At 70.2% G+C, this 23,726-nt stretch carries 28 protein-coding genes; 14 read left to right on the forward strand and 14 right to left on the reverse strand.

Features of this window, described 5'->3' with window-relative positions; all coding sequences use genetic code 11:
• Positions 1-191 precede the first annotated feature (191 nt).
• The 4 genes from NNW99_RS20560 to NNW99_RS20575 form a co-directional block, all read right to left on the reverse strand.
• Complete coding sequence (locus tag NNW99_RS20560; protein WP_215120597.1) at positions 192-1,280, reverse strand: C40 family peptidase; 1,089 nt, start codon at positions 1,278-1,280, stop codon at positions 192-194.
• Between the two features lie 224 nt (positions 1,281-1,504).
• Complete coding sequence (locus tag NNW99_RS20565) at positions 1,505-2,329, reverse strand: class I SAM-dependent methyltransferase (protein WP_251057875.1); 825 nt, start codon at positions 2,327-2,329, stop codon at positions 1,505-1,507.
• Positions 2,330-2,420: 91 nt separating this feature from the next.
• The gene (locus NNW99_RS20570; RefSeq protein WP_215120598.1) at positions 2,421-3,032 is read right to left on the reverse strand and encodes a dihydrofolate reductase family protein; all 612 of its coding nucleotides are present in this window, start codon (positions 3,030-3,032) and stop codon (positions 2,421-2,423) included.
• A gap of 163 nt (positions 3,033-3,195) precedes the next feature.
• The gene (locus NNW99_RS20575) at positions 3,196-3,984 is read right to left on the reverse strand and encodes a calcium-binding protein (RefSeq protein WP_251057876.1); all 789 of its coding nucleotides are present in this window, start codon (positions 3,982-3,984) and stop codon (positions 3,196-3,198) included.
• Positions 3,985-4,365: 381 nt separating this feature from the next.
• On the opposite strand from NNW99_RS20575, the gene mshA reads away from it, so the two are divergent.
• Both mshA and NNW99_RS20585 read left to right on the forward strand, forming a co-directional pair.
• Positions 4,366-5,703: a D-inositol-3-phosphate glycosyltransferase gene (gene mshA / locus NNW99_RS20580; RefSeq protein ID WP_215120599.1), complete on the forward strand. Its 1,338-nt coding sequence runs from the start codon at positions 4,366-4,368 to the stop codon at positions 5,701-5,703.
• Positions 5,696-6,205: a YbjN domain-containing protein gene (locus tag NNW99_RS20585; RefSeq protein WP_215120600.1), complete on the forward strand. Its 510-nt coding sequence runs from the start codon at positions 5,696-5,698 to the stop codon at positions 6,203-6,205. Before mshA ends, NNW99_RS20585 begins: the two co-directional genes overlap by 8 nt.
• On the opposite strand, the gene NNW99_RS20590 is transcribed toward NNW99_RS20585, so the two are convergent.
• A complete protein-coding gene (locus NNW99_RS20590; RefSeq protein ID WP_215120601.1) occupies positions 6,206-7,027 on the reverse strand; it encodes an AraC family transcriptional regulator in 822 nt (273 codons plus the stop codon). It abuts the gene before it with no gap.
• Between the two features lie 49 nt (positions 7,028-7,076).
• Here NNW99_RS20590 and NNW99_RS20595 point away from each other — a divergent pair, with 49 nt between their 5' ends.
• Positions 7,077-7,532, forward strand: coding sequence for a DUF2000 domain-containing protein (locus NNW99_RS20595; RefSeq protein ID WP_215120602.1), 456 nt, complete (start codon positions 7,077-7,079; stop codon positions 7,530-7,532).
• A 70-nt stretch (positions 7,533-7,602) separates the two neighbouring features.
• On the forward strand, positions 7,603-8,295 hold the full coding sequence (locus tag NNW99_RS20600) for a hypothetical protein (RefSeq protein WP_215120603.1): 693 nt from the start codon (positions 7,603-7,605) through the stop codon (positions 8,293-8,295).
• Positions 8,296-8,311: 16 nt separating this feature from the next.
• Here the strand turns inward: NNW99_RS20600 and NNW99_RS20605 are convergent, their stop codons facing one another.
• Positions 8,312-8,749, reverse strand: coding sequence for a nuclear transport factor 2 family protein (locus tag NNW99_RS20605; protein WP_215120604.1), 438 nt, complete (start codon positions 8,747-8,749; stop codon positions 8,312-8,314).
• Positions 8,750-8,857: 108 nt separating this feature from the next.
• The gene (locus NNW99_RS20610) at positions 8,858-9,469 is read right to left on the reverse strand and encodes a DinB family protein (protein ID WP_215120605.1); all 612 of its coding nucleotides are present in this window, start codon (positions 9,467-9,469) and stop codon (positions 8,858-8,860) included.
• A gap of 268 nt (positions 9,470-9,737) precedes the next feature.
• Here NNW99_RS20610 and NNW99_RS20615 point away from each other — a divergent pair, with 268 nt between their 5' ends.
• Positions 9,738-10,151, forward strand: a complete 414-nt coding sequence (locus NNW99_RS20615) for a hypothetical protein (RefSeq protein WP_370869147.1) — start codon at positions 9,738-9,740, stop codon at positions 10,149-10,151.
• 177 nt (positions 10,152-10,328) lie between these two features.
• Positions 10,329-10,973: a DUF6000 family protein gene (locus NNW99_RS20620; protein WP_215120607.1), complete on the forward strand. Its 645-nt coding sequence runs from the start codon at positions 10,329-10,331 to the stop codon at positions 10,971-10,973.
• 50 nt (positions 10,974-11,023) lie between these two features.
• Here NNW99_RS20620 and NNW99_RS20625 read toward each other — a convergent pair whose 3' ends face one another.
• The gene (locus NNW99_RS20625; protein WP_215120608.1) at positions 11,024-11,494 is read right to left on the reverse strand and encodes an NUDIX hydrolase; all 471 of its coding nucleotides are present in this window, start codon (positions 11,492-11,494) and stop codon (positions 11,024-11,026) included.
• Between the two features lie 192 nt (positions 11,495-11,686).
• The gene (locus NNW99_RS20630; RefSeq protein WP_215120609.1) at positions 11,687-12,928 is read right to left on the reverse strand and encodes a helix-turn-helix domain-containing protein; all 1,242 of its coding nucleotides are present in this window, start codon (positions 12,926-12,928) and stop codon (positions 11,687-11,689) included.
• A 135-nt stretch (positions 12,929-13,063) separates the two neighbouring features.
• On the opposite strand from NNW99_RS20630, the gene NNW99_RS20635 reads away from it, so the two are divergent.
• Together NNW99_RS20635 and NNW99_RS20640 are read left to right on the forward strand one after the other, a co-directional pair.
• Positions 13,064-13,600, forward strand: a complete 537-nt coding sequence (locus NNW99_RS20635; protein WP_251057877.1) for a hypothetical protein — start codon at positions 13,064-13,066, stop codon at positions 13,598-13,600.
• On the forward strand, positions 13,597-14,127 hold the full coding sequence (locus NNW99_RS20640) for a DUF6415 family natural product biosynthesis protein (RefSeq protein WP_215120610.1): 531 nt from the start codon (positions 13,597-13,599) through the stop codon (positions 14,125-14,127). The genes NNW99_RS20635 and NNW99_RS20640 overlap by 4 nt, the downstream gene beginning before the upstream one ends.
• A 71-nt stretch (positions 14,128-14,198) precedes the next feature.
• Here the strand turns inward: NNW99_RS20640 and NNW99_RS20645 are convergent, their stop codons facing one another.
• A complete protein-coding gene (locus NNW99_RS20645) occupies positions 14,199-14,960 on the reverse strand; it encodes a phosphoglyceromutase (RefSeq protein ID WP_215120611.1) in 762 nt (253 codons plus the stop codon).
• A gap of 181 nt (positions 14,961-15,141) precedes the next feature.
• Here NNW99_RS20645 and NNW99_RS20650 point away from each other — a divergent pair, with 181 nt between their 5' ends.
• Positions 15,142-16,509 (forward strand): MFS transporter, encoded by a 1,368-nt coding sequence (locus NNW99_RS20650; RefSeq protein WP_215120612.1) that lies wholly within the window; start codon positions 15,142-15,144, stop codon positions 16,507-16,509.
• Between the two features lie 63 nt (positions 16,510-16,572).
• Here the strand turns inward: NNW99_RS20650 and NNW99_RS20655 are convergent, their stop codons facing one another.
• From NNW99_RS20655 to phoU, 3 genes are all read right to left on the reverse strand, one after another.
• Entirely contained in the window at positions 16,573-16,824 is a 252-nt protein-coding gene (locus tag NNW99_RS20655; RefSeq protein ID WP_215120613.1) for an SCO4226 family nickel-binding protein, read from the reverse strand.
• 131 nt (positions 16,825-16,955) lie between these two features.
• Positions 16,956-17,111, reverse strand: coding sequence for a hypothetical protein (locus NNW99_RS20660; protein WP_215120614.1), 156 nt, complete (start codon positions 17,109-17,111; stop codon positions 16,956-16,958).
• A 142-nt stretch (positions 17,112-17,253) separates the two neighbouring features.
• Positions 17,254-17,958 carry a phosphate signaling complex protein PhoU gene (phoU, locus tag NNW99_RS20665; protein ID WP_215120615.1) on the reverse strand — a complete coding sequence of 235 codons (705 nt, stop codon included), beginning with the start codon at positions 17,956-17,958 and terminating at the stop codon, positions 17,254-17,256.
• Positions 17,959-18,259: 301 nt separating this feature from the next.
• Between phoU and NNW99_RS20670 the strand changes: the two genes are divergently transcribed.
• Positions 18,260-19,549 (forward strand): cell wall metabolism sensor histidine kinase WalK, encoded by a 1,290-nt coding sequence (locus NNW99_RS20670; protein WP_215120616.1) that lies wholly within the window; start codon positions 18,260-18,262, stop codon positions 19,547-19,549.
• The gene (locus NNW99_RS20675; RefSeq protein WP_030243122.1) at positions 19,546-20,226 is read left to right on the forward strand and encodes a response regulator transcription factor; all 681 of its coding nucleotides are present in this window, start codon (positions 19,546-19,548) and stop codon (positions 20,224-20,226) included. Before NNW99_RS20670 ends, NNW99_RS20675 begins: the two co-directional genes overlap by 4 nt.
• A gap of 129 nt (positions 20,227-20,355) precedes the next feature.
• On the opposite strand, the gene NNW99_RS20680 is transcribed toward NNW99_RS20675, so the two are convergent.
• Positions 20,356-21,072 carry a DUF461 domain-containing protein gene (locus NNW99_RS20680; protein ID WP_215120617.1) on the reverse strand — a complete coding sequence of 239 codons (717 nt, stop codon included), beginning with the start codon at positions 21,070-21,072 and terminating at the stop codon, positions 20,356-20,358.
• A gap of 600 nt (positions 21,073-21,672) precedes the next feature.
• On the opposite strand from NNW99_RS20680, the gene NNW99_RS20685 reads away from it, so the two are divergent.
• The 3 genes from NNW99_RS20685 (at position 21,673) to ispF (ending at position 23,698) form a co-directional block, all read left to right on the forward strand.
• Complete coding sequence (locus tag NNW99_RS20685) at positions 21,673-22,155, forward strand: CarD family transcriptional regulator (protein ID WP_003953493.1); 483 nt, start codon at positions 21,673-21,675, stop codon at positions 22,153-22,155.
• A gap of 294 nt (positions 22,156-22,449) precedes the next feature.
• Positions 22,450-23,214: a 2-C-methyl-D-erythritol 4-phosphate cytidylyltransferase gene (ispD, locus tag NNW99_RS20690; protein WP_215120618.1), complete on the forward strand. Its 765-nt coding sequence runs from the start codon at positions 22,450-22,452 to the stop codon at positions 23,212-23,214.
• Positions 23,204-23,698 (forward strand): 2-C-methyl-D-erythritol 2,4-cyclodiphosphate synthase, encoded by a 495-nt coding sequence (ispF, locus tag NNW99_RS20695; RefSeq protein WP_215120619.1) that lies wholly within the window; start codon positions 23,204-23,206, stop codon positions 23,696-23,698. The genes ispD and ispF overlap by 11 nt, the downstream gene beginning before the upstream one ends.
• The last annotated feature ends 28 nt before the right edge of the window (positions 23,699-23,726 follow it).

Here is a 23,726-nt window from a genome sequence, read left to right on the forward strand (position 1 = left end):
CATTGGAATGGTGTGAGCCACGCCGCCGCGCCATCGGCCAGTGTCATATGCCGCGATATGTACCGCAGTTGGACAGCCCGGAGATGCTGTGGAGATGACGAACGTCACGCCGACACCTCGTCTGCCGGGGGGTCCGGCGTGCGGTGGGTCACGTGGGCCGGGTCACCAAAGGTGCCCGATGCCCGATATGTTCACCCGGCGTCGGTGCCGGGATCAGGCCGTACGACCCCGAGGATAGGCATGGATCCCGCTCCCGCGACGGTGATGTCCCGCCCGGGGCGCGGGGCGTGCACCATCGCGCCGTCGCCGATGTACATCGCGACATGGCTGGCGTCGTCGAAGTAGATGATGAGGTCGCCGGGCCGCATGTCCTGGACGTCGATGTGCCGGAGCTGCTTCCACTGCTCCTGCGAGGTGCGCGGTATGCCGCGGCCGGCGGATATCCAGGCCTGCGAGGTCAGCCCGGAGCAGTCGTACGTCTTCGGACCCTCGGCGCCCCACTGGTAGGGCTTGCCGATCTGGGCCGTGGCGTACTCGACGGCTTTCTTGCCCTGCTCGGTGGCCTTGCCGCTGATCTCGTCGAGGACGCCGGAGCCGAGCCAGGCGGACTGGGCCTTGGCCGCGGCCGCCTTCTCCAGCTCGGCGAGGCGCTTCTGCTCGTCCTTCTGCAGCTCGGACTCGACCTTCTCCGCCTGCTCGATCTGCTTCTCGATCTTCTTCTGCGCGGCGGCCTTGGCCTTGCGGCCCGCCTCCAGCTTCTTCCACTGCGCCGAGGCGTCCTTGGCGTACTGCTCCAAGTCCTCCTGGGTGCGTGCCAGTTCGCCGATCAGGCCCTTGGCCGCGTGTTGGCCCTGGCGGACGCGGACCGCTCCGTCGAGGAACTCCTGCGGGTCGTCGCTGAGCGTCAGATGGGCCTCGGGCGGCAGTCCGCCCCCGCGGTACTGCGCGGCGGCCGAGGCGCCGGCGCGGTCCTTCAGCTTGGCCAGCTTCTCCTTGCCCTTGACGATCTTCTTGGCCAGTTCGACGATCTCGGCGGACTGCTTGTCCGCCTTCTCCTCGGCGGCGTTGTACTCGTCGGTGGCACGGCCCGCGGCGCGGTAGAGCTTGTCGAGCTTCTTGCGGACGGCCTCGAGGTCCTTGCTGGGACCGGGCGTCGGGCTCGCGCTCGGGGTGGGGGAGGGGTCCGGACTGGCGAACGCCGTGCCCGGTGCCGCCAGCACGCTGATCGCGCAGACCACGGTCACCGCCGTCGCGATCAGGCCACGCTTGCCCGTTCCCATACCTCAGCCCCCAACTGATTAACCGTCAGTAACATCCGGTTCGTCTGGGGATGCTGCCATGACGGCGCCCAAAGCGACAGAGGTAGTGCTTCCCGCCGTCCCCGCACCGGTATGCCCCCGGCATGACGATCTCCCCGCCTGTGTGACGAACGACTCACGGAGATCGTTCCCGACAGGCCCTGCCGGATCATGCCGGGCCCTGCCGACGGGCCCTGCCGGTGAGCTCAGCCCCGTGGGGCCAACGCCTCCCACCGCACCGTCACTTCGCCCTGCCGCCACCGCACCGGCCCGTCCGCAACGGGCCAGTCTGCCGTCAGGTCCCGTACCGCGCGGATCCAGCGCTGGCGGGCGCCGTAGGAGGCGTAGGGCGCGGCGGCCGCCCAGGCGCGGTCGAAGTCGCGCAGGAAGGTGTGCACCGGCTCGCCCGGGACGTTGCGGTGGATGAGCGCCTTCGGCAGGCGCTCCGCCAGGTCCGAGGGACGCTCCAGGGAGCCCAGCCGGGTCGCGAAGGTGACCGTGCGCGGCCCCTCCGGACCGAGCGCGACCCACACGTGCCGCCGCCCGATCTCGTCGCAGGTCCCCTCGACCAGCAGCCCGCCGCGCGCGCCGGTGGCCGGGTCGGCCGGTGCGAGCCGCCCGCACAGCCGCTCCCACACGGCGGCGACCTCGCCCTCCTCGTACTGCCGCAGCACGTTCGCCGCGCGGACGAGCAGGGGCCGCTGCGGGAGGGGGATCTCGAAGCCGCCGTGCCGGAAGGTGAGCCCGGCCCGCTCGTACGGCAGCGCCGCCGCGACCCGGGCGGGCTCGATCTCGACGCCCACCACGCGCGCGTGCGGCGCGACCGTACGCAGACGGTGCAGCAGTTCGACGGCCGTCCAGGGGGCGGCGCCGTACCCGAGGTCGACCGCCACGGGGTCGGCGGCGCGCCGCAGCTCCGCGCCGTGCGTGGCCGCGATCCAGCGGTCCATACGGCGCAGGCGGTTGGGGTTGGTCGTCCCGCGCGTCACCGTGCCCACGATGCGGGGGCGGGTCGCCGCGCGGGATGTCATGCGTATGAGGGTATGCGGCCTTCAGGGGTAGCCCTCGGGTGTGATCAGGCGCCGCCCCCGAGTGTCCTCAGAGGTAGCCCCCCGGGTTTCCTCAGGCACCGCCCCCGTACGTCCCGAACTCCGGAACCCCCGTCGCTTCGAAGACATGCACCGACAGCCCGCCCGGCGTCGTCCGATGGTCCGTGAGCCGCAGCCCGGCCGGTGCCCCGCCGTCAGGGAAGAGGCGACGGCCCTGCCCCACCACGACCGGGGCGATCGCCAGCCGCAGCGTGTCGACCAGCCCGGCGGCCAGCAGGGACTGCGCGAGCCGGGCGCTGCCGTGGATCTGGATCTCCCGGCCGGGCAGCCGCTTCAGCTCCGCCACCTGGGCGGGGACGTCGCCGGACAGGATCGTGGTCGGGTTCCAGCCGGCCGTGGTCAGGCTGTGGGAGGCGACGTACTTCGGCAGGCCGTTCAGTACGGCGGCGGCGGGATGGTCGGTCATCGTCGGCCAGTCCCGGGCGAAGTTCTGGTACGTACGGCGGCCGAGCAGCAGCGCGTCCGCCTCAGCGAGCCAGGTGCCGACCAGCCGCTCGAACTCCTCGTCGAGATGCGGCACGAACCAGCCGCCCCGCTCGAAACCGTCGCTGGTGTCCTCGTCCGGGGCGCCCGGCCCCTGGGAGACACCGTCGAGCGTCAGGAACTCCTGCACCACGAGCTTCATCGTGACCCTCTCCTCTCCTCAGTGAGTCAGATCAGTGAGTCAGACGCCCCGGGACGCGGAAACTCATCGGCCCCCGAACGGGGAAACTCATCGGCTCCCGAACGGGGAACTCATCGGCCCCCGAACGGGGAAATGGCGAGATCGCGAGGCCGCGAGAACCGCGTCAGTCCTGCCGGACGATGTTCCTGCCCGGCCCGCCGGAGAGCGTGTCCGCGCCGGGTCCGCCGTACAGCTCGTCGTCGCCGCTGTTGCCCCAGATCCGGTCGGCGCCGCCGTTCCCGCGCAGGATGTCGTCGCCCCTGCCGCCGTAGATCTCGTCGTCGCCGGCCCCGCCGTACACCGTGTCGTCACCGTCGTCGGCGCGCAGGATCTCGCCCTCGGTGCCCGCGTAGAGGGTGTCGTCGCCGGCCCCGCCGCCGGCGTACCCCAGGGCGCCCGCCCTGATGGTGTCGGCGCCCGCGCCGCCCCGCACCGACGCGCCGTCGACGCGGCCGCCGGTAGAGCCGGTCCACCGGTCGTCGCCGTCGCCCAGCTCGACGGTGTTGAAGTAATAGACCTGGTCGGTGGCGTTGTCGAAGGAGGCGGTGTCGGCGCCGTCGCCGAGGTCCATTTCCAGGGAGTTGAGCGGGGACTGGCTCTCGGGGGCCTCGACCGTGCAGGAGATCCTGGTCCGGTCCGCGCTGTCGGGATGGCCGCACCCGGCCCCGGTGCTGATCGGGACGACATCGTCGATCACAAAGGTGAACCGGGAGCGGTCGCCGGTGAAGGACTGGGTGATGGCGACCTTGTTGGCCTGCCCGGGGGCGGCCGCGTAGGTGAGGTGCCAGCCGTACTCGTTCACCGAGGCGGTGGCGGCCGTCGGCTCCGCGGCCCCGGCCGGGCCCGCCAGGGCGGCCGGGACGGCCAGACCGATACCGAGAAGGGGCGTGAGAACCGTCGCCGTGCGTAACATCCGGCGGCCGATGAGGCGAGAGGGCATTGCATAACCTCCGTGAGGCAGTGGTCGGTCCTTTCGCTGGTTGTGACCGGTGGGGCGGGAACCCGGTTGTCCGCGGAACCGGGATCGACAGCCTTTTCATGACGGGGACAACGCCCGTGACCTGCGATTTCCGATCCAGTTCACCCGCCCGTCACGCTCCCGGTCCCGGCGCACAAGCGGGCCCTTCAGGCGCTCCACATTCTCGAACGGTTGAGCGGCGAGCGGTAATGATTCGGTAAAAGTCGCGAACAGGGAATCGAACGCGGAAATGGAGCGCACTCTTCCGGTGTTCACCCCCGTGCAGGGCACAGCGAGTCCTGCGCGAGGCATGCCCAAAGCGAGGAGGAACGCCACGTGAGCCAGTACATCGGCAGGCTCGGGCGGCGCTCCGCGTCGGCCCCCGCGCGCCTCAGGCTGCACCGCAGGCCCCGCCGGGTCGCCATGCTCTCCGTGCACACCTCCCCGCTCCACCAGCCGGGCACCGGCGACGCCGGCGGCATGAACGTCTACATCGTGGAGCTCGCGCAGCGCCTCGCCGCGCAGGGCGTCGAGGTCGAGATCTTCACGCGCGCGACCGCGGCCGCCCTCCCGCCGACCGTCGAACTGGCCCCCGGCGTCCTCGTCCGGCACATCGACGCCGGCCCCTACGAGGGACTCAACAAGGAGGACCTCCCCGCCCAGCTGTGCGCCTTCACCCACGGCGTCATGCAGGCCTGGGCCGGTCACCGCCCCGGCCACTACGACCTGGTCCACTCGCACTACTGGCTCTCCGGCCACGTCGGCTGGCTCGCCGCCCAGCGCTGGGGCGTCCCCCTCGTGCACGCCATGCACACCATGGCCAAGGTCAAGAACGCCAACCTGGCCGACGGCGACAGCCCCGAGCCGGCCGCCCGCGTCATCGGCGAGACCCAGATCGTCGCCGCCGCCGACCGCCTCATCGCCAACACCACCGAAGAGGCCGACGAACTGGCCCGGCACTACGCGGCCGACCCCGACAAGCTCGCCGTGGTCCACCCCGGCGTCAACCTCACCCGCTTCTCGCCCGCCGACGGCCGCGCCGCCGCCCGCGCCCGTCTCGGCCTGCCCCAGGACGCGCTGATCCCGCTCTTCGCGGGCCGCATCCAGCCCCTGAAGGCCCCCGACGTGCTGCTGAGGGCCGTAGCCGTCCTCCTCGACGAGCGCCCCGACCTGCGCTCGCGCATCCTCGTCCCCGTCGTCGGCGGCCCCAGCGGCAGCGGCCTCGCCAAACCCGAGGGCCTGCAGAAGCTCGCCGCCCGCCTCGGCATCGCGGACGTCGTACGGTTCCGCCCGCCCGTCGGCCAGGAACAGCTCGCCGACTGGTTCCGCGCCGCCTCCCTCCTGGTCATGCCCTCCTACAGCGAGTCCTTCGGCCTGGTCGCCATAGAGGCCCAGGCGGCGGGCACCCCGGTCCTCGCGGCGGCGGTCGGCGGCCTGCCGGTGGCCGTGGACGACGGACGCACCGGCTTCCTCGTACGCGGCCACAACCCCGCCGACTACGCGCGCGTGCTGCGCGACTTCGCCGACGACCCGGGGCTCGCGCCCCGCCTGGGCGCCCAGGCGGCCCGCCACGCCCAGTCCTTCGGCTGGGACACCGCGGCCGCCGCCACGGCGGACGTCTACACGGCCGCGATGCAGGCGCACCGCCGTCGCGTACGCTCGCACCATGGGTGAAACCGGTCAGCAACAGCGTGCGGCACAGGTCATCGAGGGAGTGCTGAAGGACGCCGACCTGGAGTGGGAGCACCCCGAGCCCGGCACGTACGTCGCGCAGCTCCCCGGCACCCGCAAGCTCAAGACCACGGTCTCCCTGCTCGTCGGCCGCCACTCCCTCTCCCTGAACGCCTTCGTCATCCGCCACCCCGACGAGAACGAACCGGCCGTCCACCGCTGGCTCCTGGAGCGCAACCTCAAGCTCTACGGCGTGAGTTACGCCGTCGACCAGCACGGCGACGTCTACGTCACCGGCCGGCTCTCCCTCACCGCCGTCACCGCCGACGAACTGGACCGTCTGCTCGGCCAAGTCCTCGAAGCGGCGGACGGCAGCTTCAACACCCTCCTGGAGCTGGGCTTCGCCTCCGCCATCCGCAAGGAGTACGAGTGGCGGGTGTCCCGGGGCGAGTCGACGCGCAACCTGGACGCGTTCGTGCATCTGACGCAGCGCCCGGAGCGCTGATCACCCGGCTCGGAAGCGCCCGGGCGGCACCCCCACCAGCTTCCGGAAGTGCCGCGTGAGATGCGACTGGTCGTAGAACCCGGTCGCCACCGCCACCTCGCTCGGCGTCCGCCCGTCGAGCAGCAGCCGCCGGGCGCGGCCCACGCGCAGCGACGTCAGATACTGGTGCGGGGCGATGCCGTAAGCGGCGCTGAACGCCCGTACGAGATGGGCCGGATGGGCCCCGACAAGACCGGCGGCCTCGTTCAGCCCGATCCCCTCGACGACCCGCTCGTCCAGCAACTCGCGCAGCCGCCGCGCCAGTACGGGATCGGCCGGCCGGGGCGCGGCGAGGTCACCCCGCAGATGCCCGCGCAGCCGCTCCCCGACGAACATCAGCCTGCTCTCGGCCTCCAGCTCCTCACCGGGCCGCGTCAGCGTGCCGTGCAACTGCCCGACGCGCCGCCGCAACAGCGGATCGCGCAGATCGGGGTGGTCGACGGCGGCCCCGATGAGCTCGTCCCCGAGATACGTCCCGTCGAGATACAACACCCGCTTGCGGAAGCCCTCCGCGGTGACGGGGGAGCCGTTGTGCGGCACATGCGGAGGCAGCAGCGACACGGTGTCGTGCGGCGTGCCGTGCTCGTGCCGGTCGAGGTCGTACCGCACGGCACCGGTGTCGACGATCAGCAGCGTCCAGGCCTCGTGGACGTGCATCGGATACGCGTACTCGGTGAACCGCGCGTGGAAGACCTCGACGACACCGGCGACGGGGGGACGCCAGGCGGAGACGGTCCGGGTGGACCGGGACGTCGGGGAGGTCCGGGAGGGCTCGGAGGCCATGCAAAAAACGTACAAGACCGTGGCGGGGGCTGCCGGGCACGCTCGCATCATGAACACCGAAGCATCCCCGGAGCCGACCGCGCCGACCGAGCCGATCCGCTTCGACACGAAGATCGCTGTGCTGCTGCGCGAGGACCTGGAGCAGTGGCAGCGCCTGAACGTCACGTCATTCCTGGTCAGCGGCTTGGGCACGCAGCTTCCCGAGGTGATCGGCGAACTGTACGAGGACGCGGACGGCGTGCCCTACCTGCCGATGTTCCGCCAGCCGGTCATGGTCTTCGAGGCCACGAAGGAAACCCTGACCACGGCCCACACCAAGGCCCTTTCCCGCTCCCTCCCCCGCGCGGTCTTCACGTCCGACCTGTTCGCCACGGGCAACGACCGCGACAACCGCGCGGCCGTCCGTGCGGTCCCGACGGCGGACCTGGACCTGGTCGGCCTCTTGGTCTACGGCCCGAAGAACGCGGTGGACAAGGTGGTGAAGGGCGCCCGGATGCATCCGTGAGACCAAAGTCGGGGGTCCGTAGACCAACGGCTGATGACAGGACGGAGGGCCCGTCCCGAGACTCTGTCTCATGGAGGAAGCCAAGAAGGTCCGCATGGGAGTCGAACTCGCGGAATCGACCTGGGCCATCGTGCTCTTCTGCGTCGCCTGCGGTGCAGTGGCCGGCGCCCTGCTCCCACTCCTCGCCCGCTGGCTGTTGAGCCTGCCGTGGGCACCACTGGAGGGCCCGGCCGAACTGCTGACCTCGATCCCGGAACCCGCCCTCACCCTGGGCACGGTCGCGGTGGGCGCACTCGCCGGCCTGCTGCTGGGCTTCATGGCCGTGCATGAGTCCCTGTCGGTGAACATCTCCGACACGCACGTGACCCTGACCATCAGGGACAGCGCCCAGTCGTTGGCCCGAGAGGAGATCGCGACGCTGTTCCGGGACGGCAAGCACCTGGTGGCGCTGGCCCCGGACGGCATGGAACTGGCCCGCGAGCACTGCGGCCTGCCCTGGCACCGCCTGACCGGCACTCTCACGGCGTACGGCTACCCCTGGGCGGCAGAGGACCCGCACCGAGCCGACTACCGCCGCTGGGTCCCCGGCACCCCGGGCCTCCCCGAGGGCGCGGACGCCCTGCTCAGGGCACGCGCCCAGGCCCGAAAGAACTCGGACGACGCGGGCGATGCCCGGGAGCTGCGCGGCGAACTGCTCCGGCTCGGCGTGGTCGTACGGGACGAGGAGAAACGGCAGTACTGGCGGCTGGTGGCAAGGGACTGATCACGGGGCGCAGGAATCACGGGGCGCAGGCCTCGGCGATCGACAAGCTGTTCTCATAAAGATGGTGCCGAGTGATCCGCCCGCCCTCGACGGTGAGCCGCAGCGCGAACGGCCCCTCGAAGGACTTCCCGGTAGCCCGTACGGTCCCTGCCAAATACCCCGTCAGCACGGCGTCGGCGCCGTCCACGAGAAGGGCATCGACAGAGGCCCGGGCATCCTCGGGCACGGTGTGCTCCATCAACTCCGCACCCTGCGCAGCACACTCGGCGCCAGTGGACCGGGGCCGAATCCACGGCACCCCGGGATTCTCGGCGAGCACCCAGTCGACCTCGTCGGCGAAGATCTCCGTCAGCCGCCCGGTGTCCCCGGCAAGCCGCGCGGCGAGAAATTCCTCGACGACGGCGCGGGTGGATGCGGCGCAATCGAACCCCGCGGGACTGGACTTGACGAACATGGCGCTCTCCTCGCTCCTCTACCGTCTGGACAGGTCCGATCCTGCCGGGAGGGAAAGGAGCGGTCGATTACCCGAGAGGTCATGACCACACGCTGGGCCTGGTCGTCACTACTGCCCGACACGCCCGTCGATCAACTCACGCAGAAGATCGGCATGACCGCAGTGCCGCGCGTACTCCGCGATCTGCGCCACCAGGACATCCCGCAACTGAAGCCGCCCACCGGGCTCGGGCCCGAGGTCGGAAAACCCGGCGTTCGTACTGGCGAGGTCGGTGACGCCACCCAGATACCGATCGGTGAGCTCCACCTCGATCCGCCACTGCCGCCAGGCATCCTCCACGACCCCCGGATCAGCGACCGCCCCGTTCCAGTCCCCGTCCCGATCCTCCTCGGTCCGATACAGCTTCGGCGCGTCCTCCCCGGCCATCACCCGCCGAAAATGCCGCTCCTCCTCAGCCATGTGCCGCACCAGCCCGAGCAGAGACATCGTCGACGGCGGCACAGACCGCAGAGCCATCTGCTCGGCGTCCAGCCCGGCGCACTTCATCTCCAGGGTCAGCCGATAGTGCCGCAGATTCTCGAGCAGGACGCTGCGCTCATCAACGCTTTCAGTCTCTGTCTCACGAGGATCATCATCCGGATCAACCCACATATCGGGGTAAACGGTCGACTGCGTCCACCGAGCCACAGCTCGTTCATCGGTGTGCTCATCCGAGACCATGGGGCATGGTGAACCGCTCCGGAACACCTCCGCCACCGAATATCGGGCTTCAACCGGGCATCCAGACCCACGGCTGAAGAACGGGCCGCAGGCCAAGACCGATCCTGCTGTGCGTACTCCCCGGCCCCGGAGGACAACCCGGCCCAAGCGCCTGGCACACGAGACTCAGGCCGTGCGCCTGTGCCACGCCGGATCACTCGCGGGCTGCGCAAGCACGACGAGCCGTTACAGGGAGAGACAGGGTGAGGCGACGATGAAGGGACCGTACGTGAGGTTCCAAGGAACGCTCCCCAACGATCGGGGCTCCTTTCCTGGCGTCTTCGGCCTGGCCAACCGACTCGCCCGCGAGGGCAAGTTGGACGCCGAGCAGTACAGGTTCTGGCGTGCCGGCAACGACTGGTACGACGCCAACTGCCCCAACCCCTCGGACGCCGACCCCCTCGTCTACGACCACGAGACCCACCCCGGTGCCGTCGCCTGGTTCAAGACGTCCTCCACAGAATTCGTCACGAGGGTGGACGGCTACCTGGAACTGCTTGCCGCGCACGGGGTCGAATGCCGACGGCTGGAGTCCTCCGACCCCGGAAGGATCGTCTACGAGGACGAGTACCAGGTCGTAGCAATCCCTCATGCCGATCACGAGCCCTCAGGGACAGCCGCCCCGACGCACCACGACGGCTGAGGACTCGTAGCGCTCCGCCAAAGCTCTGGCAGGCCAGGCCCCCCCACGGTGATCCTCCTGAACGGCCGTGAACGGGCTGAACGAGACGGAGGCTGAGAAGAAGGGACACGCAGGGCTGAGGCGCGTGCCCTTCCCAAGGGCTGGTCCGAAAGCGTCGGCCGTACGACGATGCTGCCCATGCGTCTCACCGCTGAAGAGTTCGAACTGCTGAAGTTGACCCGCCGCTACGTCACAACCGACCGTCGGTACCTCAAACTCGGCGGCTTCCTTCTCGGCATGAGCGGACGCGACCGGGCCAAGTTCATGCGAAAGCTGGGGAAGGCTGCCTATCGGATCGCTCCTCGTGAACTGGACCTGCTGCTCGACCGAGGTTGGCGCGAGAGCGGAACGGCAGCCTGGCTCATCGCTGTTGCCGGCAGGACCGAGTTCCGGGAGCGCCTCGGTGAACTCCTGCTCGCCAGTAAATGGCCCTACGCGGGGCAGGCGTACTGCATCGCCCTGGCCTCCTTCGGCACCTCGGCCGACGCCGACCTCCTGATTGCCTACCTCGACCGCTATCTGCCTCGCCCTGACCTCGTCTATGACCAGACGGACGCCCTTGGCGCGCTCCTGCTGCTCGACGCCAAGGCCGGCACCGACCATGCGGCCCGGTACCTCGCCCCGGACGGACTCTGGCAGCAGTGGATCGCCCAGTCGCCCAGAAAGGATCCCGCCGACCCCGACGAGTACCGAGAGTTCATCGAGCTTCTCTGCGCTTTCGCTGACGAGAGTGCCCAGCACCGTCCGACACGCAGGCGCGGTGCGACTCCTCACGGAAGGTAGCCACCACCGACGACTGCGTGCTGGCGACCAGGAAGAGTCGAGCGCCGGGCCTACCCCAGATACGGCGTCGGGCGACTTTCCAGGAAGTGGTGTAGCCGTAGGCGCTGGGTGTGGTGCATAGGTAGGGCGTCCGCCTCTGCGGGAGCGATGAATGGGACCTCGGTGGATTCGTCGGAGACGGTCAGATCTCCTCCGATGATGCGGGCGGTGAAGCAGATGTTGAACTGGCGGCGGACTTCGCCGTCGGTGTAGGCGATGACGTGCCGGGGGTCGGTGTAGGTACCGACCAGCCCTGTGATCTCGACGTCGTAGCCGGTCTCTTCCTTGACCTCGCGTACGGCGCAGCCGGGCAGAGAGTCGTCCATCTCCATGCCCCCGCCGGGCAGCGCCCACAGGTCATTGTCCCGCCGGCGCTGGAGCAGAATGCGGCCCTGGTCGTCGATGACCACCGCCGACGCGGCCACGACGAGGCTGTTGGGGATCGGAGCAGCGGGGTCGTCGTAGTACTCGGTCCGGGCCACTAGGTCCCCTTTGCAGGCCGGGCGGTCTCCCACACGTCGTTGAAGCCGTCGGCGTACGTGCCGAACATGCCACCGTCGCCACACCGAAGCACGGCAGGCGTTCACGCCGAACAAGTGCACGTTGACCAAGAACTGATCATTCGCGCAAGCCAGTGGAGAGAAGGTTGTAACTCAGTGCGTCGCGGGGGCCGTTCAGTCGTGTTCCCGTAGTGCGGCAACCAGTTGGTGTCCTTCCCTGGCTCCGCGTCGCAGGAGAACCGCCGCTGTGGTGTGGAGTTCGTTCCAGGAGTGAGGACGGCCGACAGCTGAGGCGTCGGGGACGGCTGTCGTGGCTACCGCGAGGGACTGAGGCGCTTCACCGGCGCCGGCGAGGGCGTGGGCGAGGCAGGACCGGTACCAGGTTCTGTCGCGTCGGTAGTCGTCCGGCAGGGCGTTCAGGCCGGTGGTGAGGTGGGCGATGGCTGTCTGCCAGTTCCGTAGGTGCAGTGCGGCCATGCCGCGTTGCAGGGTGAACCAGGTTTCGCCGTAGAAGTACATCCACGGGGGCTCATCCTCGGGGTGTTCGGCGGCGCGGCTGATGAGGATCTGGGCGTCGTCCAGGTGGCGTTCGGCGGCGTCGCCGTTGAGGGCGTGGCCGCGGGCGGTCATCTGGGCGGCCATGCCCTGGACGCCGAGGGAGGTGCCGGGGGCGGACCAGCGGGCGGCTTCGGCGAGTCGTACGCAGCGGGTTCCGCGTCCGCCGGACCAGGCCATGTGGGCCTTCATGCTGAGGGTGGTCGCCGCCATGTTGGCGTCGCCGGCTTCCAGGGCCCATTCGTGGCTGCGGTCGTACCAGGCCAGTGCGGCGGCTGTCTGGCCTTGGTCCTGGGCCATCCAGGCGAGGAATTGGGCGTGTTCGGAGGCGAGGCGGACGACGCGGTCGGCGAGTGGTCCGCGGGCGGCGGCGTAGAGGTCGACGACGGTGCGGAGTTGTCGGCGCATCACTTCGACGAGGGGGCGGGAGCCGATCACGTCCTCCGCGCGGCGGTGTTCGGCGAGCAAGCGGTCCAGCCAGTCCAGGGTGGGGGCGTCGACGCGGTGTGTTGTGCCGACGACGCTGGTGACGCGGGCCAGGAGGTCTTCGTCGGGGCCTGGGCCGACGAGGGAGAGTGCGGGGACCGGTGCGGTGTCCGGGTGCTCTGGTGGAGTGTGCAGGGACGGCGGGATTTCGAGCCCGGCCGTGATGCGCTGTCGTACTTCGAGCGAGGTCACCCGACATCGTCCGCGTTCGATGTCGGAGACGTCGGGTTGGACCAGTCCGACGAGTTCACCGAGCTTGGTCTGGCTCAGGCCGGTGAGCTTGCGGTAGGTGCGGAAGACCTGGCCCCAGTCTTCAACCGTGACCGCTGAGGCGAGTGCGGGATGGGACCAGAGGTCCGTACGGAATTCCCCCATAGCTCCAATATAGGGCGCTCCTATGGGGCTTCGGATGGGAGCAATCGGCGTCTGGCGCAAGGGTCTACCTGCGAGGACCCCGGCGACCGTGCGACCGGTCCCGGGGCGTGGCCAACGCTGCTGAGGAGCGTCGACATGACAGAGATTAGGTTCCCGGGGGTCTCCTGCCCATCCACGGCGAGTGCGCCGGGCTGCGGGACGGTCGAGCGGTGGTTGGCATCGGCCCATCCGTCACCGGACACCGCGCGTGGAGAGTGGAACGGTGCCGCGAAGCTCGCCGTGATTCCGTTGGGGAGGGTCTTCGAGGCGGTTCGTCTGCCTGAGCGGGTCGTGCACCGGGCGGTCGCGAGCGCCGATCGGGACACCGTGAGCGACCGGCTGGCCCGGTGCCTCAGCGGTGCCCCGGTCATTCACGACCCGGGCTTCCGCCGCTACTACGCCCTCGTACCGCCCGGCACCGCACAGATGTGGTGCGCGCCGGTCGCGGAGTGCCTGGGCGAGGGCACGTACCTCGGAGTACCGCGAGCCGACCGCACCGCATTCGACGAGCAGACACGGGCGTCCTTCTGGGCCGTGCCCCTCCTCCGGCCCGGGCGGCTGGGCATGGTGGTCGATGTGCTGGCTCTCGCGATGGCCGGCCGATGCCCGAGCGAGGAAAACGACGAGTCATGACCGCGCCCGTCAGCAGAACCGCGCTGCCGCTTGACCTCGAGACCATGCGCGCCTGCGCGGACCGCCTCCTCGCGAACGACACCGACGCACCCCGGCCGGGCAGCCTGGAGACGCTGACGCTCCATCTGCGCGGGCGCCTCATGCTCGTCGTCCCCGAGGTCGAGACGGCCGCGCTGGCGCTGCCCGAAGACAGCGCGGCGAGAGCCTGTGCGTCGTTCTGCATCGGTGAAGCCCGGCTGCGCCTCAGCGCTTCCGCCCGGGGCGCCCACGCGCAACGCCTCGCCCGTTCCGTCCGCACCCTCTGCGACCACTACGAGAACGAGGACCACGAGTGCCCGACCGCCCCCGAGCGGGCCGCGTACCTGTGCATGCTGCTGCACTGCCCCGCGTGCCCGGACTGCCGGGCCGTGGATGACGACGGCGAGGCCATCGGCAGCTGCGTGACCGGCGACCGGCTCTACGAGGAGTACCGGCAGGCCCGGCGCGGTGGGCCAGGCCCTCGGGAGCGGCCTCCGACCGCCCAGTAACAGACCGCCCCAAGCCAGAAAGCCCCCGCCCGCAAAAGAACCGCAGGTCGGGGGCCTAAGGAAGGTTCGAACTACTTCTTCTTCCCCTGGTTCTTGACCGCCTCAATCGCAGCCGCAGCCGCCTCAGGGTCCAGGTACGTCCCGCCCGGTTTCACCGGCTTGAAGTCCGCGTCGAGCTCGTACGACAGCGGGATGCCCGTCGGGATGTTGAGGCCCGCGATGTCACCGTCGGAGATGCCGTCGAGGTGCTTGACCAGGGCGCGCAGGGAGTTTCCGTGGGCCGCGACCAGGACCGTCTTGCCCGTCAGCAGGTCCGGGACGATCGCGTCGAACCAGTACGGGAGCATGCGGTTGACGACGTCCTTGAGGCACTCCGTCTGCGGGCGCAGCTCCGGAGGGAGGGTCGCGTAGCGCGGGTCGGAGAACTGGGAGTACTCGGCGTCGATGTCCAGCGCCGGGGGCGGGGTGTCGTAGGACCGGCGCCACAGCATGAACTGCTCCTCGCCGAACTCGGCGAGCGTCTGCGCCTTGTCCTTGCCCTGCAGGGCGCCGTAGTGGCGCTCGTTCAGGCGCCAGCTGCGGTGGACCGGGATCCAGAGGCGGTCGGCGGACTCCAGGGAGAGCTGCGCCGTGCGGATGGCGCGCTTCTGGAGGGACGTGTGCACGACGTCGGGGAGCAGGCCGGCGTCCTTGAGCAGCTCGCCGCCGCGCGTCGCCTCCTTCTCGCCCTTCGCGGTGAGGTTGACGTCCACCCAGCCGGTGAACAGGTTCTTCTCGTTCCACTCGCTCTCGCCGTGGCGGAGGAGGATCAGCTTGTACGGTGCGTCGGCCATGCCCCAGAGCGTAATCCACGCATTCGCCCGTTCGCGTGGCTGCCCGGCAGGCGGACGTTTGACCGGACCTGTTAATTGAGTGGCCCGCCGCCCACCCCCGTTCGTAATTTGTGCTTGCTGCTTGCGCCGCTTACCCACCTGTGCCGCTTGCATCCTGCGCCGCTTACCTCCGGGGGAGTCCATGCCGTACGCCGTCCGTGCCAGACGCGCCGTCCAGGAGACCGTCTCGGGGCTGCCCCGCGAGTTCTGGTGGCTGTGGACCAGCACGCTGGTCAACCGGCTCGGCGCCTTCGTCGCCACCTTCATGGCGCTGTACCTGACGCTCGACCGCGGCTACTCCGCCACGTACGCCGGTCTGGTCGCCGCCCTGCACGGGCTCGGCGGAGTGATCTCCTCGCTGGGCGGCGGGGTGATGACCGACCGGCTGGGCCGGCGGCCGACGCTGCTCATCGCGCAGGCCTCGACCGCCGTGTCCGTCGCGCTCCTCGGGTTCGTGCGCGACCCGGTCGCGATCGCCGGGGTCGCCTTCCTCGTCGGCATGGCGAGCAACGCCTCCCGGCCGGCCGTGCAGGCGATGATGGCGGACATCGTGCGGCCCGAGGACCGGATCCGCGCCTTCTCCTTGAACTACTGGGCCATCAACCTCGGCTTCGCCGTGTCCTCCATGGCCGCGGGGTTCATCGCCGAGGTCAGCTACCGCGCCGGGTTCCTGATCGAGGCCGGTATGACGATGGCCTGCGCGATCCTCGTCTTCCTGAGGCTGCCGGAATCGAAGCCGGCAGAGACGGTGAAGGCGGTGGGTGCGAAGGCGGTGGGTGCGAAGGCGGTGGGTGCGAAGGCGGTCCAGGACGACGACTCCGTCAGTCTCGGCACCGTGCTGCGCGACGGGCGCTTCATGAGCGTCGTCGGGCTGTCGTTCCTCATCGCGCTGATCTTCCAGCAGGGGTCGGTGGGGCTGCCGGTGGCGATGGGCGCGGCCGGGTTCACGCCGGCCGAGTACGGCACGGCGATCGCCGTCAACGGCGTGCTGATCGTCGTCCTGCAGATCCCCGTCACCCGGTTCATCGAGCACCGCGACCCGCGCCGGCTGCTCGTCCTCTCCTCGCTCCTCGCGGGGTACGGCTTCGCGCTCACCGCCTTCGCCGGGTCGGTCGGCGTCATCGCCCTCACGGTGTGCGTGTGGACGCTCGCCGAGATCGTCAACGCCCCGACCCAGACCGGCCTGGTCGTCCGGCTCTCCCCGCTGCACGGACGCGGCCGTTACCAGGGCATGTACACGATGTCCTGGTCCGTGGCCGGCCTCGTCGCCCCGCTGCTCTCCGGCTTCGTCATCGACCGGGTCGGTGCGGAGTGGCTGTGGGGGCTGTGCGCGGTCGTCGGGACGGTGGCCGGGCTCGGGTACGGGGTGCTGATGCGGCGGCTGCCGGAGGAGGAGCCCGTGGAGGAGCCGACGGAGGAGCCGGTGGTGGAGGCTGCGGCGGAGAAGCCGGGGGAGCCTGCTGCGAAGAACCTGGAACCGGTCCCGGAGGGTCCCGCGGCAAGCCTCTGATCCTCGTCCGGCATGGCTGCGCGACCGGCAGGGCGCACACGGCGGCCGGTCGCTCAGCTCACCTCACTGGATCGACAACGGCACCGGATGGATCTCGTCGGCCTTGTGCCCGGCGCGCTCGTGAACGCGCTGGATCGCTTCGGCCGAGGGGGCCTCGGAGAGGCAGTAGACCAGGCCGGACTCCGGGTCGGCCCAGGCCCTCTCGAAGTGGACGCGCTCCTCGCCCTCGATGGCGAGGTCCGCGTTGTGGGCCTCCCGCAGCTGCTCTTCCGTGATGCCCTTCATGCTGTGGTGGACGTCCATGAACTTCGCCATGACCTCGCGCCTCCTTCTCATTGCGCGGCCGTGACCTCCCTACGTCCATGCTCCGCCCGTACGAGCACGCAGGCGACCGCGACCTGAACGCCGTAGGGCCCCGGAGGCGAACCACCGGGGCCCTACGGAATTCAGCCGCACTGGCAGGGGCTGCCCGACTGGCACCCGCAGCCGCAGCCCGAGCCGCAGCCGCACGCGGCGATCAGGGTCAGTTTCCTGATCTCGGCGGGCTGCTCGGTCTCGCGCTCCTGCGTGGGGTCGGGCGTGGTGCTGGGGGAATCGGCCATGGGATCCTCCTCGAGGCTGGTGCCTGTGCCCATTGGATGCCCGTTCCGTTGGGCGCATCAACGGCGCACTGAGGCTTCCGCGCGCCCCGGCCGATCCTCACCCGCCCCCCGAGCCGATCCTCACCCGCCCCCCGGCCAGGCCTCAGGCGCTCTCCGCCTCCGAAGCCACCGCCTGAATCTCCGGCTGCACATCCGTCTGAAGCTCATCCGCGTGCTCACCCGTCACCAGGTACACCACGCGCTTGGCGACCGAGACCGCGTGGTCGGCGAAGCGCTCGTAGTAACGGCCCAGCAGCGTGACGTCGACGGCCGTCTCGATGCCGTGCTTCCAGCGGTCGTCCATCAGGTGCTGGAAGAGGGTGCGGTGCAGCAGGTCCATCTCGTCGTCGTCCTGCTCCAGCTGGAGCGCCAGGTCGACGTCCTTGGTGATGATGACCTCCGCGGCCTTGGCCATCAGGCGCTGCGCGAGCTGGCCCATCTCCAGGATCGTGGCGTGCAGGTCGCTCGGGACCGCGCGGTCCGGGTAGCGCAGGCGCGCGAGCTTCGCGACGTGCTGGGCGAGGTCGCCCGAGCGCTCCAGGTCGGCCGACATCCGCAGCGACGTGACGACGATGCGCAGGTCCGTGGCGACGGGCTGCTGGCGGGCCAGCAGGGCTATGGCCCGGGCCTCCAGGTCGTGCTGGAGCTCGTCGACCTTCTGGTCGGCCTCGATGACGGCCTCGGCCAGCTTCAGGTCGGAGTCGAGCATGGCGGTGGTGGCGCGCCCGATCGCCGATCCGACCAGCCGGGCCATTTCCACCAGACTGTCGCTGATCGAGTCCAGTTCCTCGTGGTACGCGTCCCGCATCAGGCTTCCCTCTCGTGCGTCTGTGTCGGGGGTTCGAGGGCGGTGGCCCACGGAGCGAGCCAGACCCACCGAACGAGCCGTGGCCCACCCATCGAGCCAGGGCCCACCGAACAACCGGCGGTACGACCGTCGTATGACCGACGGCCCGAACCCCACGCTCCCACGTTCCGGCCCGTACGCGTCCGTTTCCGTCATCCCAAATGAACCAATACTGGCTCCAAGGTGAACTCTGGGCGACGAGTGTTCGAGGTCGCAGTCCGACGGCTGTGGCCCGTGCCCGTGCCATGCCTAACCTGGGTGCATGGACGTGAACGCGGCGGTCGCCGCAGTGGCTGCGATCGCCGGGGTGCTCACCGGTGTCATCGCCATGCTGGCGTTCCGGTGGAGCGAGCGCGAGCAGAAGCGCCCCACCCGTACCTCCCTGCACACGGACCCGGTGCTTCCGCCGGGCGTGGACACCGTCCTGTCGGTCCTGAGGTCCTCCGCCGTCGTCCTCGACGAGGCGGACGCGGTGGTCAAGGCGAGCTCGGCGGCGTACGCCCTCGGGCTGGTCCGCGGCGGCAAGCTCGCCGTCGAGCCGATGCTGCAGATGGCCCGGGACACCCGGCGCGACGGGGAGATACGCCAGGTGGAGCTGGACCTGCCGCGGCGCGGTACCGGACGCGGAGAGGCCCTGGCCGTCTCCGCGCGGGTCGCGCCGCTCGGGTCCCGGCTGGTGCTGCTGCTCGTGGAGGACCTCACCGAGGCCCGCCGGATCGAGGCGGTCCGGCGCGACTTCGTCGCCAACGTGAGCCATGAGCTGAAGACCCCGGTCGGCGCCCTCTCCCTGCTCTCCGAGGCCGTCATGGACGCCTCCGACGACCCCGAGGCCGTGGAGCGCTTCGCCGGACGCATGCAGATCGAGGCCACCCGGCTGACCAGCCTGGTGCAGGAGCTCATCGACCTCTCCCGGGTGCAGAACGACGACCCGCTGGAGGACGCCGAGCCGGTCCGCGTCGACGAACTCGTCGCCGAGGCCATCGACCGCTGCCGGCACCAGGCCGGCACCAAACAGATCACCATGGCCGCGGGCGGCACCGCCGACCTGCACGTATGGGGAAACCGCGGCCAGCTCGCCGCCGCCCTCGGCAACCTCGTCGAGAACGCGGTCAACTACTCGCCCGCCCGGACCCGCGTCGGCATAGCCGCCCGCAGGGTGAACGCGTCCGGCGGGGAACACATCGAGATCGCCGTCACCGACCAGGGCATCGGCATCTCCGACAAGGACAAGGAGCGCATCTTCGAGCGCTTCTACCGCGTCGATCCCGCCCGCTCCCGTGCCACCGGTGGTACGGGACTGGGGCTGGCGATCGTGAAGCACGTGGCCGCCTCGCACGGCGGGGAGGTCTCCGTGTGGAGCGCCGAGAACCAGGGCTCCACCTTCACGCTGCGGCTGCCGGAGGCGGGCGTGGCCCGCGACCGCGCACAGCAGCCCGCCCGAGAGATACGCGCAGGAGGCGCGGGCCTCGACGAGGAGGCCGGGCGGTCCACCCCCACATCCCCCGAATCAACCGCGTACGAAACGCTTCCCGCCCCGGAGGTCCTTCCGTGACCCGAGTGCTCGTCGTCGAGGACGAGGAGTCCTTCTCCGACGCCCTGTCGTACATGCTCCGCAAGGAGGGCTTCGAGGTCGCGGTCGCGACCACGGGCCCCGACGGACTCGACGAGTTCGAGCGCAACGGCGCCGACCTCGTCCTCCTCGACCTGATGCTGCCCGGCCTGCCGGGCACCGAGGTGTGCCGCCAGCTGCGCGGCCGCTCCAACGTCCCCGTCATCATGGTGACCGCCAAGGACAGCGAGATCGACAAGGTGGTCGGCCTGGAGATAGGAGCCGACGACTACGTCACCAAGCCCTTCTCCTCGCGCGAGCTGGTCGCCCGTATCCGGGCCGTGCTGCGCCGCCGCGGCGAGCCCGAGGAGGTCACCCCGGCCGCGCTGGAGGCCGGCCCGGTCCGTATGGACGTCGACCGGCACGTGGTCACCGTCGGCGGCACCAAGATCGACCTGCCGCTGAAGGAGTTCGACCTGCTGGAGATGCTGCTGCGCAACGCCGGGCGTGTCCTGACCCGCATGCAGCTCATCGACCGGGTCTGGGGCGCCGACTACGTCGGTGACACCAAGACCCTCGACGTCCACGTCAAGCGCCTGCGCGCCAAGATCGAGCCGGACCCGGGCGCCCCGCGTTACCTGGTGACGGTCCGCGGCCTCGGCTACAAGTTCGAGCCGTAAGCCGCCGCACGGTCCGAGCCGTGAGCCGCACGCCGGCGGCGGAAGCGGGCGGAGACAGACGGAAACAGAAGGGGCGGGACCTCCAGGAGGTCCCGCCCCTTCTCCGTCTCTGACGGCGTCTACGGCCGCTCAGTGCCCGGCGCCCGCGCCACCCGTCGCGCTCGCCGAGGCCGCGTCGGTCGGCGTGCCCGGCGACTCGTGACCGCCCGGCGTCTCACCACCGGCGGGGCTCTCCGTACCGGCCGGCGCGCCCGACTCGCCCTCGGCGGGCGAACCCGACGGCGAACCGGACGGCGAACCGGACGGGGCACCCGACGCGCCCGGCGCGGCCGGGACCTCGCTCGGGCCCCACTCGGCGAAGTAGTGCTCGGCGGGGACGACGAACGCGCGCAGGCTCACGTCACCGGTCTTGCTGAAGGTGAAGGTGACCTTCTGGGCGTTGCCGTCCTGGACGGCCTCACGGCTGCTCGCCAGGCTGGCCGTGGCGTTGCCCTTGCCGCCCAGGATCAGCGAACCGCCGGCCGGGATGCTGAGGCTGCCGCCCTTGGCGGGCTTGAGCTCGGCGGTCTTGCCGGTGCCGGGGAGGGTGATGGACTCCAGCGTCTCGGCGGACTTGCCGGAGTTGAAGAAGGTCGCGGAGATCGCGGCCGGGCCGGTCGACTCCAGGTCGGGCTGGGTGATCACGATCGCGTTCTGGATCTTGATGTCGCCGACGCTGGTCGCCGCGTTGTCCGGCTTGATCTCCAGCGTCTGGGCGCTGTTGCCGGCGCCGCACGCGGCGAGCGAGGCGATCGAGAACGCGACGGCGGCAGCGGCGAGGGCGCCACGTCGAAGGCTGCTGCTCACGGCGGCGGCAACTCCTTGACTCGAGCAGGGCGGCCGATAAAGCCGCCCTAAGTGTGTGTCAGCAGGCCTCAGGTTACCGAGCCGTTCCCGCGCGGCCGCACCCGACCCCCCGGCACCTCTGATCCCACCTCTGTCACAACTGACTCCCGCATCACATGTGACTCCTGGGTCACATTGGCGGAGTGCTCGTCCGGCATTCACATAAGAGCCCCGCGCGGTACCGCAAAACTTCCGTGAAGGAATGCGCGGACCACCTCGGAATTGATCACCGACGGCTCCTCCGGAGGCCCTGTGATCAATTCCGGATTCGACCTGAACCCCGCTCGGCCGTCCGAACGGAGTAGCGGAAGTCGATCATACGGAACGGGACATATCGGGATGTTCAGCCGTCTGGAGGGTGCTTCGGATGCGTGTAACGTACGCGTTTCGCTCGCCCCGGACAGCCGCTCCCACCTGCGAATACCTTCTTCCATCCCCTTGTCGAAGCACGTTCCTGTCGGACTTGTCAAGCCCCGAGATATGCCCTGACCTGCGAAAACGCCATTCAGAACCCGCAGTTTCCGTGTTACCCTGGATAGCCACGGAAGGGGTACCTGTCACATGACGTTCAAGGTTGGCGACACCGTGGTCTATCCCCATCACGGGGCCGCGCTGATCGAGGCTATCGAAACTCGTCAGATCAAAGGCGTGGACAAGACCTACTTGGTGCTGAAGGTCGCCCAGGGCGACCTGACGGTGCGTGTGCCAGCGGACAATGCGGAGTTCGTCGGCGTGCGTGATGTGGTCGGTCAGGACGGGCTGGACCGGGTCTTCGAGGTGCTGCGCGCACCGTACGCCGAGGAGCCCACGAACTGGTCCCGTCGATACAAGGCAAACCTGGAGAAGCTCGCCTCCGGCGATGTCATCAAGGTCGCGGAAGTCGTGCGTGACCTGTGGCGTCGTGAGCGCGAGCGCGGACTCTCCGCGGGCGAGAAGCGCATGCTCGCCAAGGCCCGCCAGATTCTGGTGAGCGAACTCGCCCTCGCGGAGAACACCAACGAGGACAAGGCCGAGGCCCTGCTCGACGAGGTGCTCGCCTCCTGAGGCGAAACCCGTCGATCAGCACTCTGCTTGATGCTTGATCCACGCTGCACATCGAAATGCCGCGGTGCCCGATGACGAATTTCCTGTCGCCGGGCGCTGCGGCATGTTCGTACTCGGATGCCGGTGCACCGCCACTCCGGGATGTGTTATCACTCACGCCCCGGTTGTTTGGCGTGCCGGGCCCGGGCAGCCGGCTCGACCAGCGTCACGGAAGGGTCCGGTCGAGCGCGTCGCGCCCGGCACTCCTCCAGGCCATACCCACGCCAGGCCAGAACACAAACCTGACAGGAACCGATGTCTGACGAATCACGCCCTGCGCCGCCGGCCGCCCCCGCGGCAGCCCGTACGGCGGCCGTGATCCCGGCCGCCGGCCGCGGTGTACGGCTCGGCCCCGGCGCCCCCAAGGCGCTGCGCGCGCTGAGCGGCACGCCCATGCTCATCCACGCGGTCCGCGCGCTGGCCGCCTCCCGTGCCGTCTCCCTGGTCGTCGTGGTGGCCCCGCCCGACGGTGCCGCCGAGGTCAGGTCGCTGCTCGACGCGCACGCGCTGCCCGAGCGGACGGACTTCCTCGTCGTCCCGGGCGGGCAGACCCGCCAGGAGTCCGTGAAGCTCGGCCTGGACGCGCTGCCGTCCGGCCACGACATCGTCCTGGTGCACGACGCGGCCCGCCCGCTGGTGCCGGTGGACACCGTCGACGCCGTGATCGAGGCCGTACGGGACGGTGCCCCGGCCGTGGTCCCGGCGCTGCCGCTCGCCGACACCGTCAAGCAGGTCGAGCCCGCGCGGACCCCCGGCGAGCCGGAGCCGGTCGTCGCCACGCCGGAGCGCGCGCTGCTGCGCGCCGTGCAGACCCCGCAGGGCTTCGACCGGGCCACGCTGGTCCGGGCGCACGAGACCGTGACCGGCGAGGTCACCGACGACGCAGGCATGGTCGAGCAGCTCGGCCTCACCGTCGTCGCCGTGCCCGGCCACGAGGAGGCCTTCAAGGTCACCCGCCCCCTCGACCTGGTCCTCGCGGAGGCGGTCCTGGCCCGCAGGAGGCTCAACGATGGCTTCTGACGACTTCCCGCTGCCCCAGGTCGGCATCGGCACCGACATCCACGCCTTCGAGGACGGCCGCGAGCTGTGGTGCGCCGGCCTGAAGTGGGAGGGCGAGGGCCCTGGCCTGGCAGGCCACTCCGACGCGGACGTCGTAGCCCACGCCGCCTGCAACGCCCTCTTCTCCGCGGCGGGCCTCGGCGATCTGGGTCAGCACTTCGGCACGGGCCGCCCGGAGTGGTCCGGCGCATCGGGCGTCGCCCTCCTGACGGAGGCGTCCCGCATCGTCCGCGAGGCCGGTTTCCGCATCGGCAACATCGCCGTACAGGTGGTGGGCCCGCGACCGAAGATCGGGAAGCGGCGGGACGAGGCGCAGAAGATCCTTTCGGAGGCGGCCGGAGCACCGGTATCGGTGTCGGGGGCAACAACAGACGGTTTGGGCTTCCCCGGACGCGACGAGGGCCTGATGGCGGTGGCAACGGCCCTGGTCGTGAAACGGGGATGACCGGTCCGACTCTTAGGGGCGCGGGGAA

Source organism: Streptomyces sp. CRCS-T-1 (assembly GCF_024442335.1).
GTDB lineage: Bacteria > Actinomycetota > Actinomycetes > Streptomycetales > Streptomycetaceae > Streptomyces > Streptomyces koelreuteriae.

Excerpts from the sequence above, each read along its gene's own strand:
- NNW99_RS20560 (WP_215120597.1), bottom strand. The coding sequence starts at position 1,280 with ATGGGAACGGGCAAGCGTGGCCTGATCGCGACGGCGGTGACCGTGGTC.
- NNW99_RS20565 (WP_251057875.1), bottom strand. The coding sequence starts at position 2,329 with ATGACATCCCGCGCGGCGACCCGCCCCCGCATCGTGGGCACGGTGACG.
- NNW99_RS20570 (WP_215120598.1), bottom strand. The coding sequence starts at position 3,032 with ATGAAGCTCGTGGTGCAGGAGTTCCTGACGCTCGACGGTGTCTCCCAG.
- NNW99_RS20575 (WP_251057876.1), bottom strand. The coding sequence starts at position 3,984 with ATGTTACGCACGGCGACGGTTCTCACGCCCCTTCTCGGTATCGGTCTG.
- NNW99_RS20585 (WP_215120600.1), top strand. The coding sequence starts at position 5,696 with ATGGGTGAAACCGGTCAGCAACAGCGTGCGGCACAGGTCATCGAGGGA.
- NNW99_RS20590 (WP_215120601.1), bottom strand. The coding sequence starts at position 7,027 with ATGGCCTCCGAGCCCTCCCGGACCTCCCCGACGTCCCGGTCCACCCGG.
- NNW99_RS20595 (WP_215120602.1), top strand. The coding sequence starts at position 7,077 with ATGAACACCGAAGCATCCCCGGAGCCGACCGCGCCGACCGAGCCGATC.
- NNW99_RS20600 (WP_215120603.1), top strand. The coding sequence starts at position 7,603 with ATGGAGGAAGCCAAGAAGGTCCGCATGGGAGTCGAACTCGCGGAATCG.
- NNW99_RS20605 (WP_215120604.1), bottom strand. The coding sequence starts at position 8,749 with ATGTTCGTCAAGTCCAGTCCCGCGGGGTTCGATTGCGCCGCATCCACC.
- NNW99_RS20610 (WP_215120605.1), bottom strand. The coding sequence starts at position 9,469 with ATGGTCTCGGATGAGCACACCGATGAACGAGCTGTGGCTCGGTGGACG.
- NNW99_RS20620 (WP_215120607.1), top strand. The coding sequence starts at position 10,329 with ATGCGTCTCACCGCTGAAGAGTTCGAACTGCTGAAGTTGACCCGCCGC.
- NNW99_RS20630 (WP_215120609.1), bottom strand. The coding sequence starts at position 12,928 with ATGGGGGAATTCCGTACGGACCTCTGGTCCCATCCCGCACTCGCCTCA.
- NNW99_RS20635 (WP_251057877.1), top strand. The coding sequence starts at position 13,064 with ATGACAGAGATTAGGTTCCCGGGGGTCTCCTGCCCATCCACGGCGAGT.
- NNW99_RS20640 (WP_215120610.1), top strand. The coding sequence starts at position 13,597 with ATGACCGCGCCCGTCAGCAGAACCGCGCTGCCGCTTGACCTCGAGACC.
- NNW99_RS20645 (WP_215120611.1), bottom strand. The coding sequence starts at position 14,960 with ATGGCCGACGCACCGTACAAGCTGATCCTCCTCCGCCACGGCGAGAGC.
- NNW99_RS20650 (WP_215120612.1), top strand. The coding sequence starts at position 15,142 with ATGCCGTACGCCGTCCGTGCCAGACGCGCCGTCCAGGAGACCGTCTCG.
- NNW99_RS20655 (WP_215120613.1), bottom strand. The coding sequence starts at position 16,824 with ATGGCGAAGTTCATGGACGTCCACCACAGCATGAAGGGCATCACGGAA.
- NNW99_RS20660 (WP_215120614.1), bottom strand. The coding sequence starts at position 17,111 with ATGGCCGATTCCCCCAGCACCACGCCCGACCCCACGCAGGAGCGCGAG.
- phoU (WP_215120615.1), bottom strand. The coding sequence starts at position 17,958 with ATGCGGGACGCGTACCACGAGGAACTGGACTCGATCAGCGACAGTCTG.
- NNW99_RS20670 (WP_215120616.1), top strand. The coding sequence starts at position 18,260 with ATGGACGTGAACGCGGCGGTCGCCGCAGTGGCTGCGATCGCCGGGGTG.
- NNW99_RS20685 (WP_003953493.1), top strand. The coding sequence starts at position 21,673 with ATGACGTTCAAGGTTGGCGACACCGTGGTCTATCCCCATCACGGGGCC.
- ispD (WP_215120618.1), top strand. The coding sequence starts at position 22,450 with ATGTCTGACGAATCACGCCCTGCGCCGCCGGCCGCCCCCGCGGCAGCC.
- ispF (WP_215120619.1), top strand. The coding sequence starts at position 23,204 with ATGGCTTCTGACGACTTCCCGCTGCCCCAGGTCGGCATCGGCACCGAC.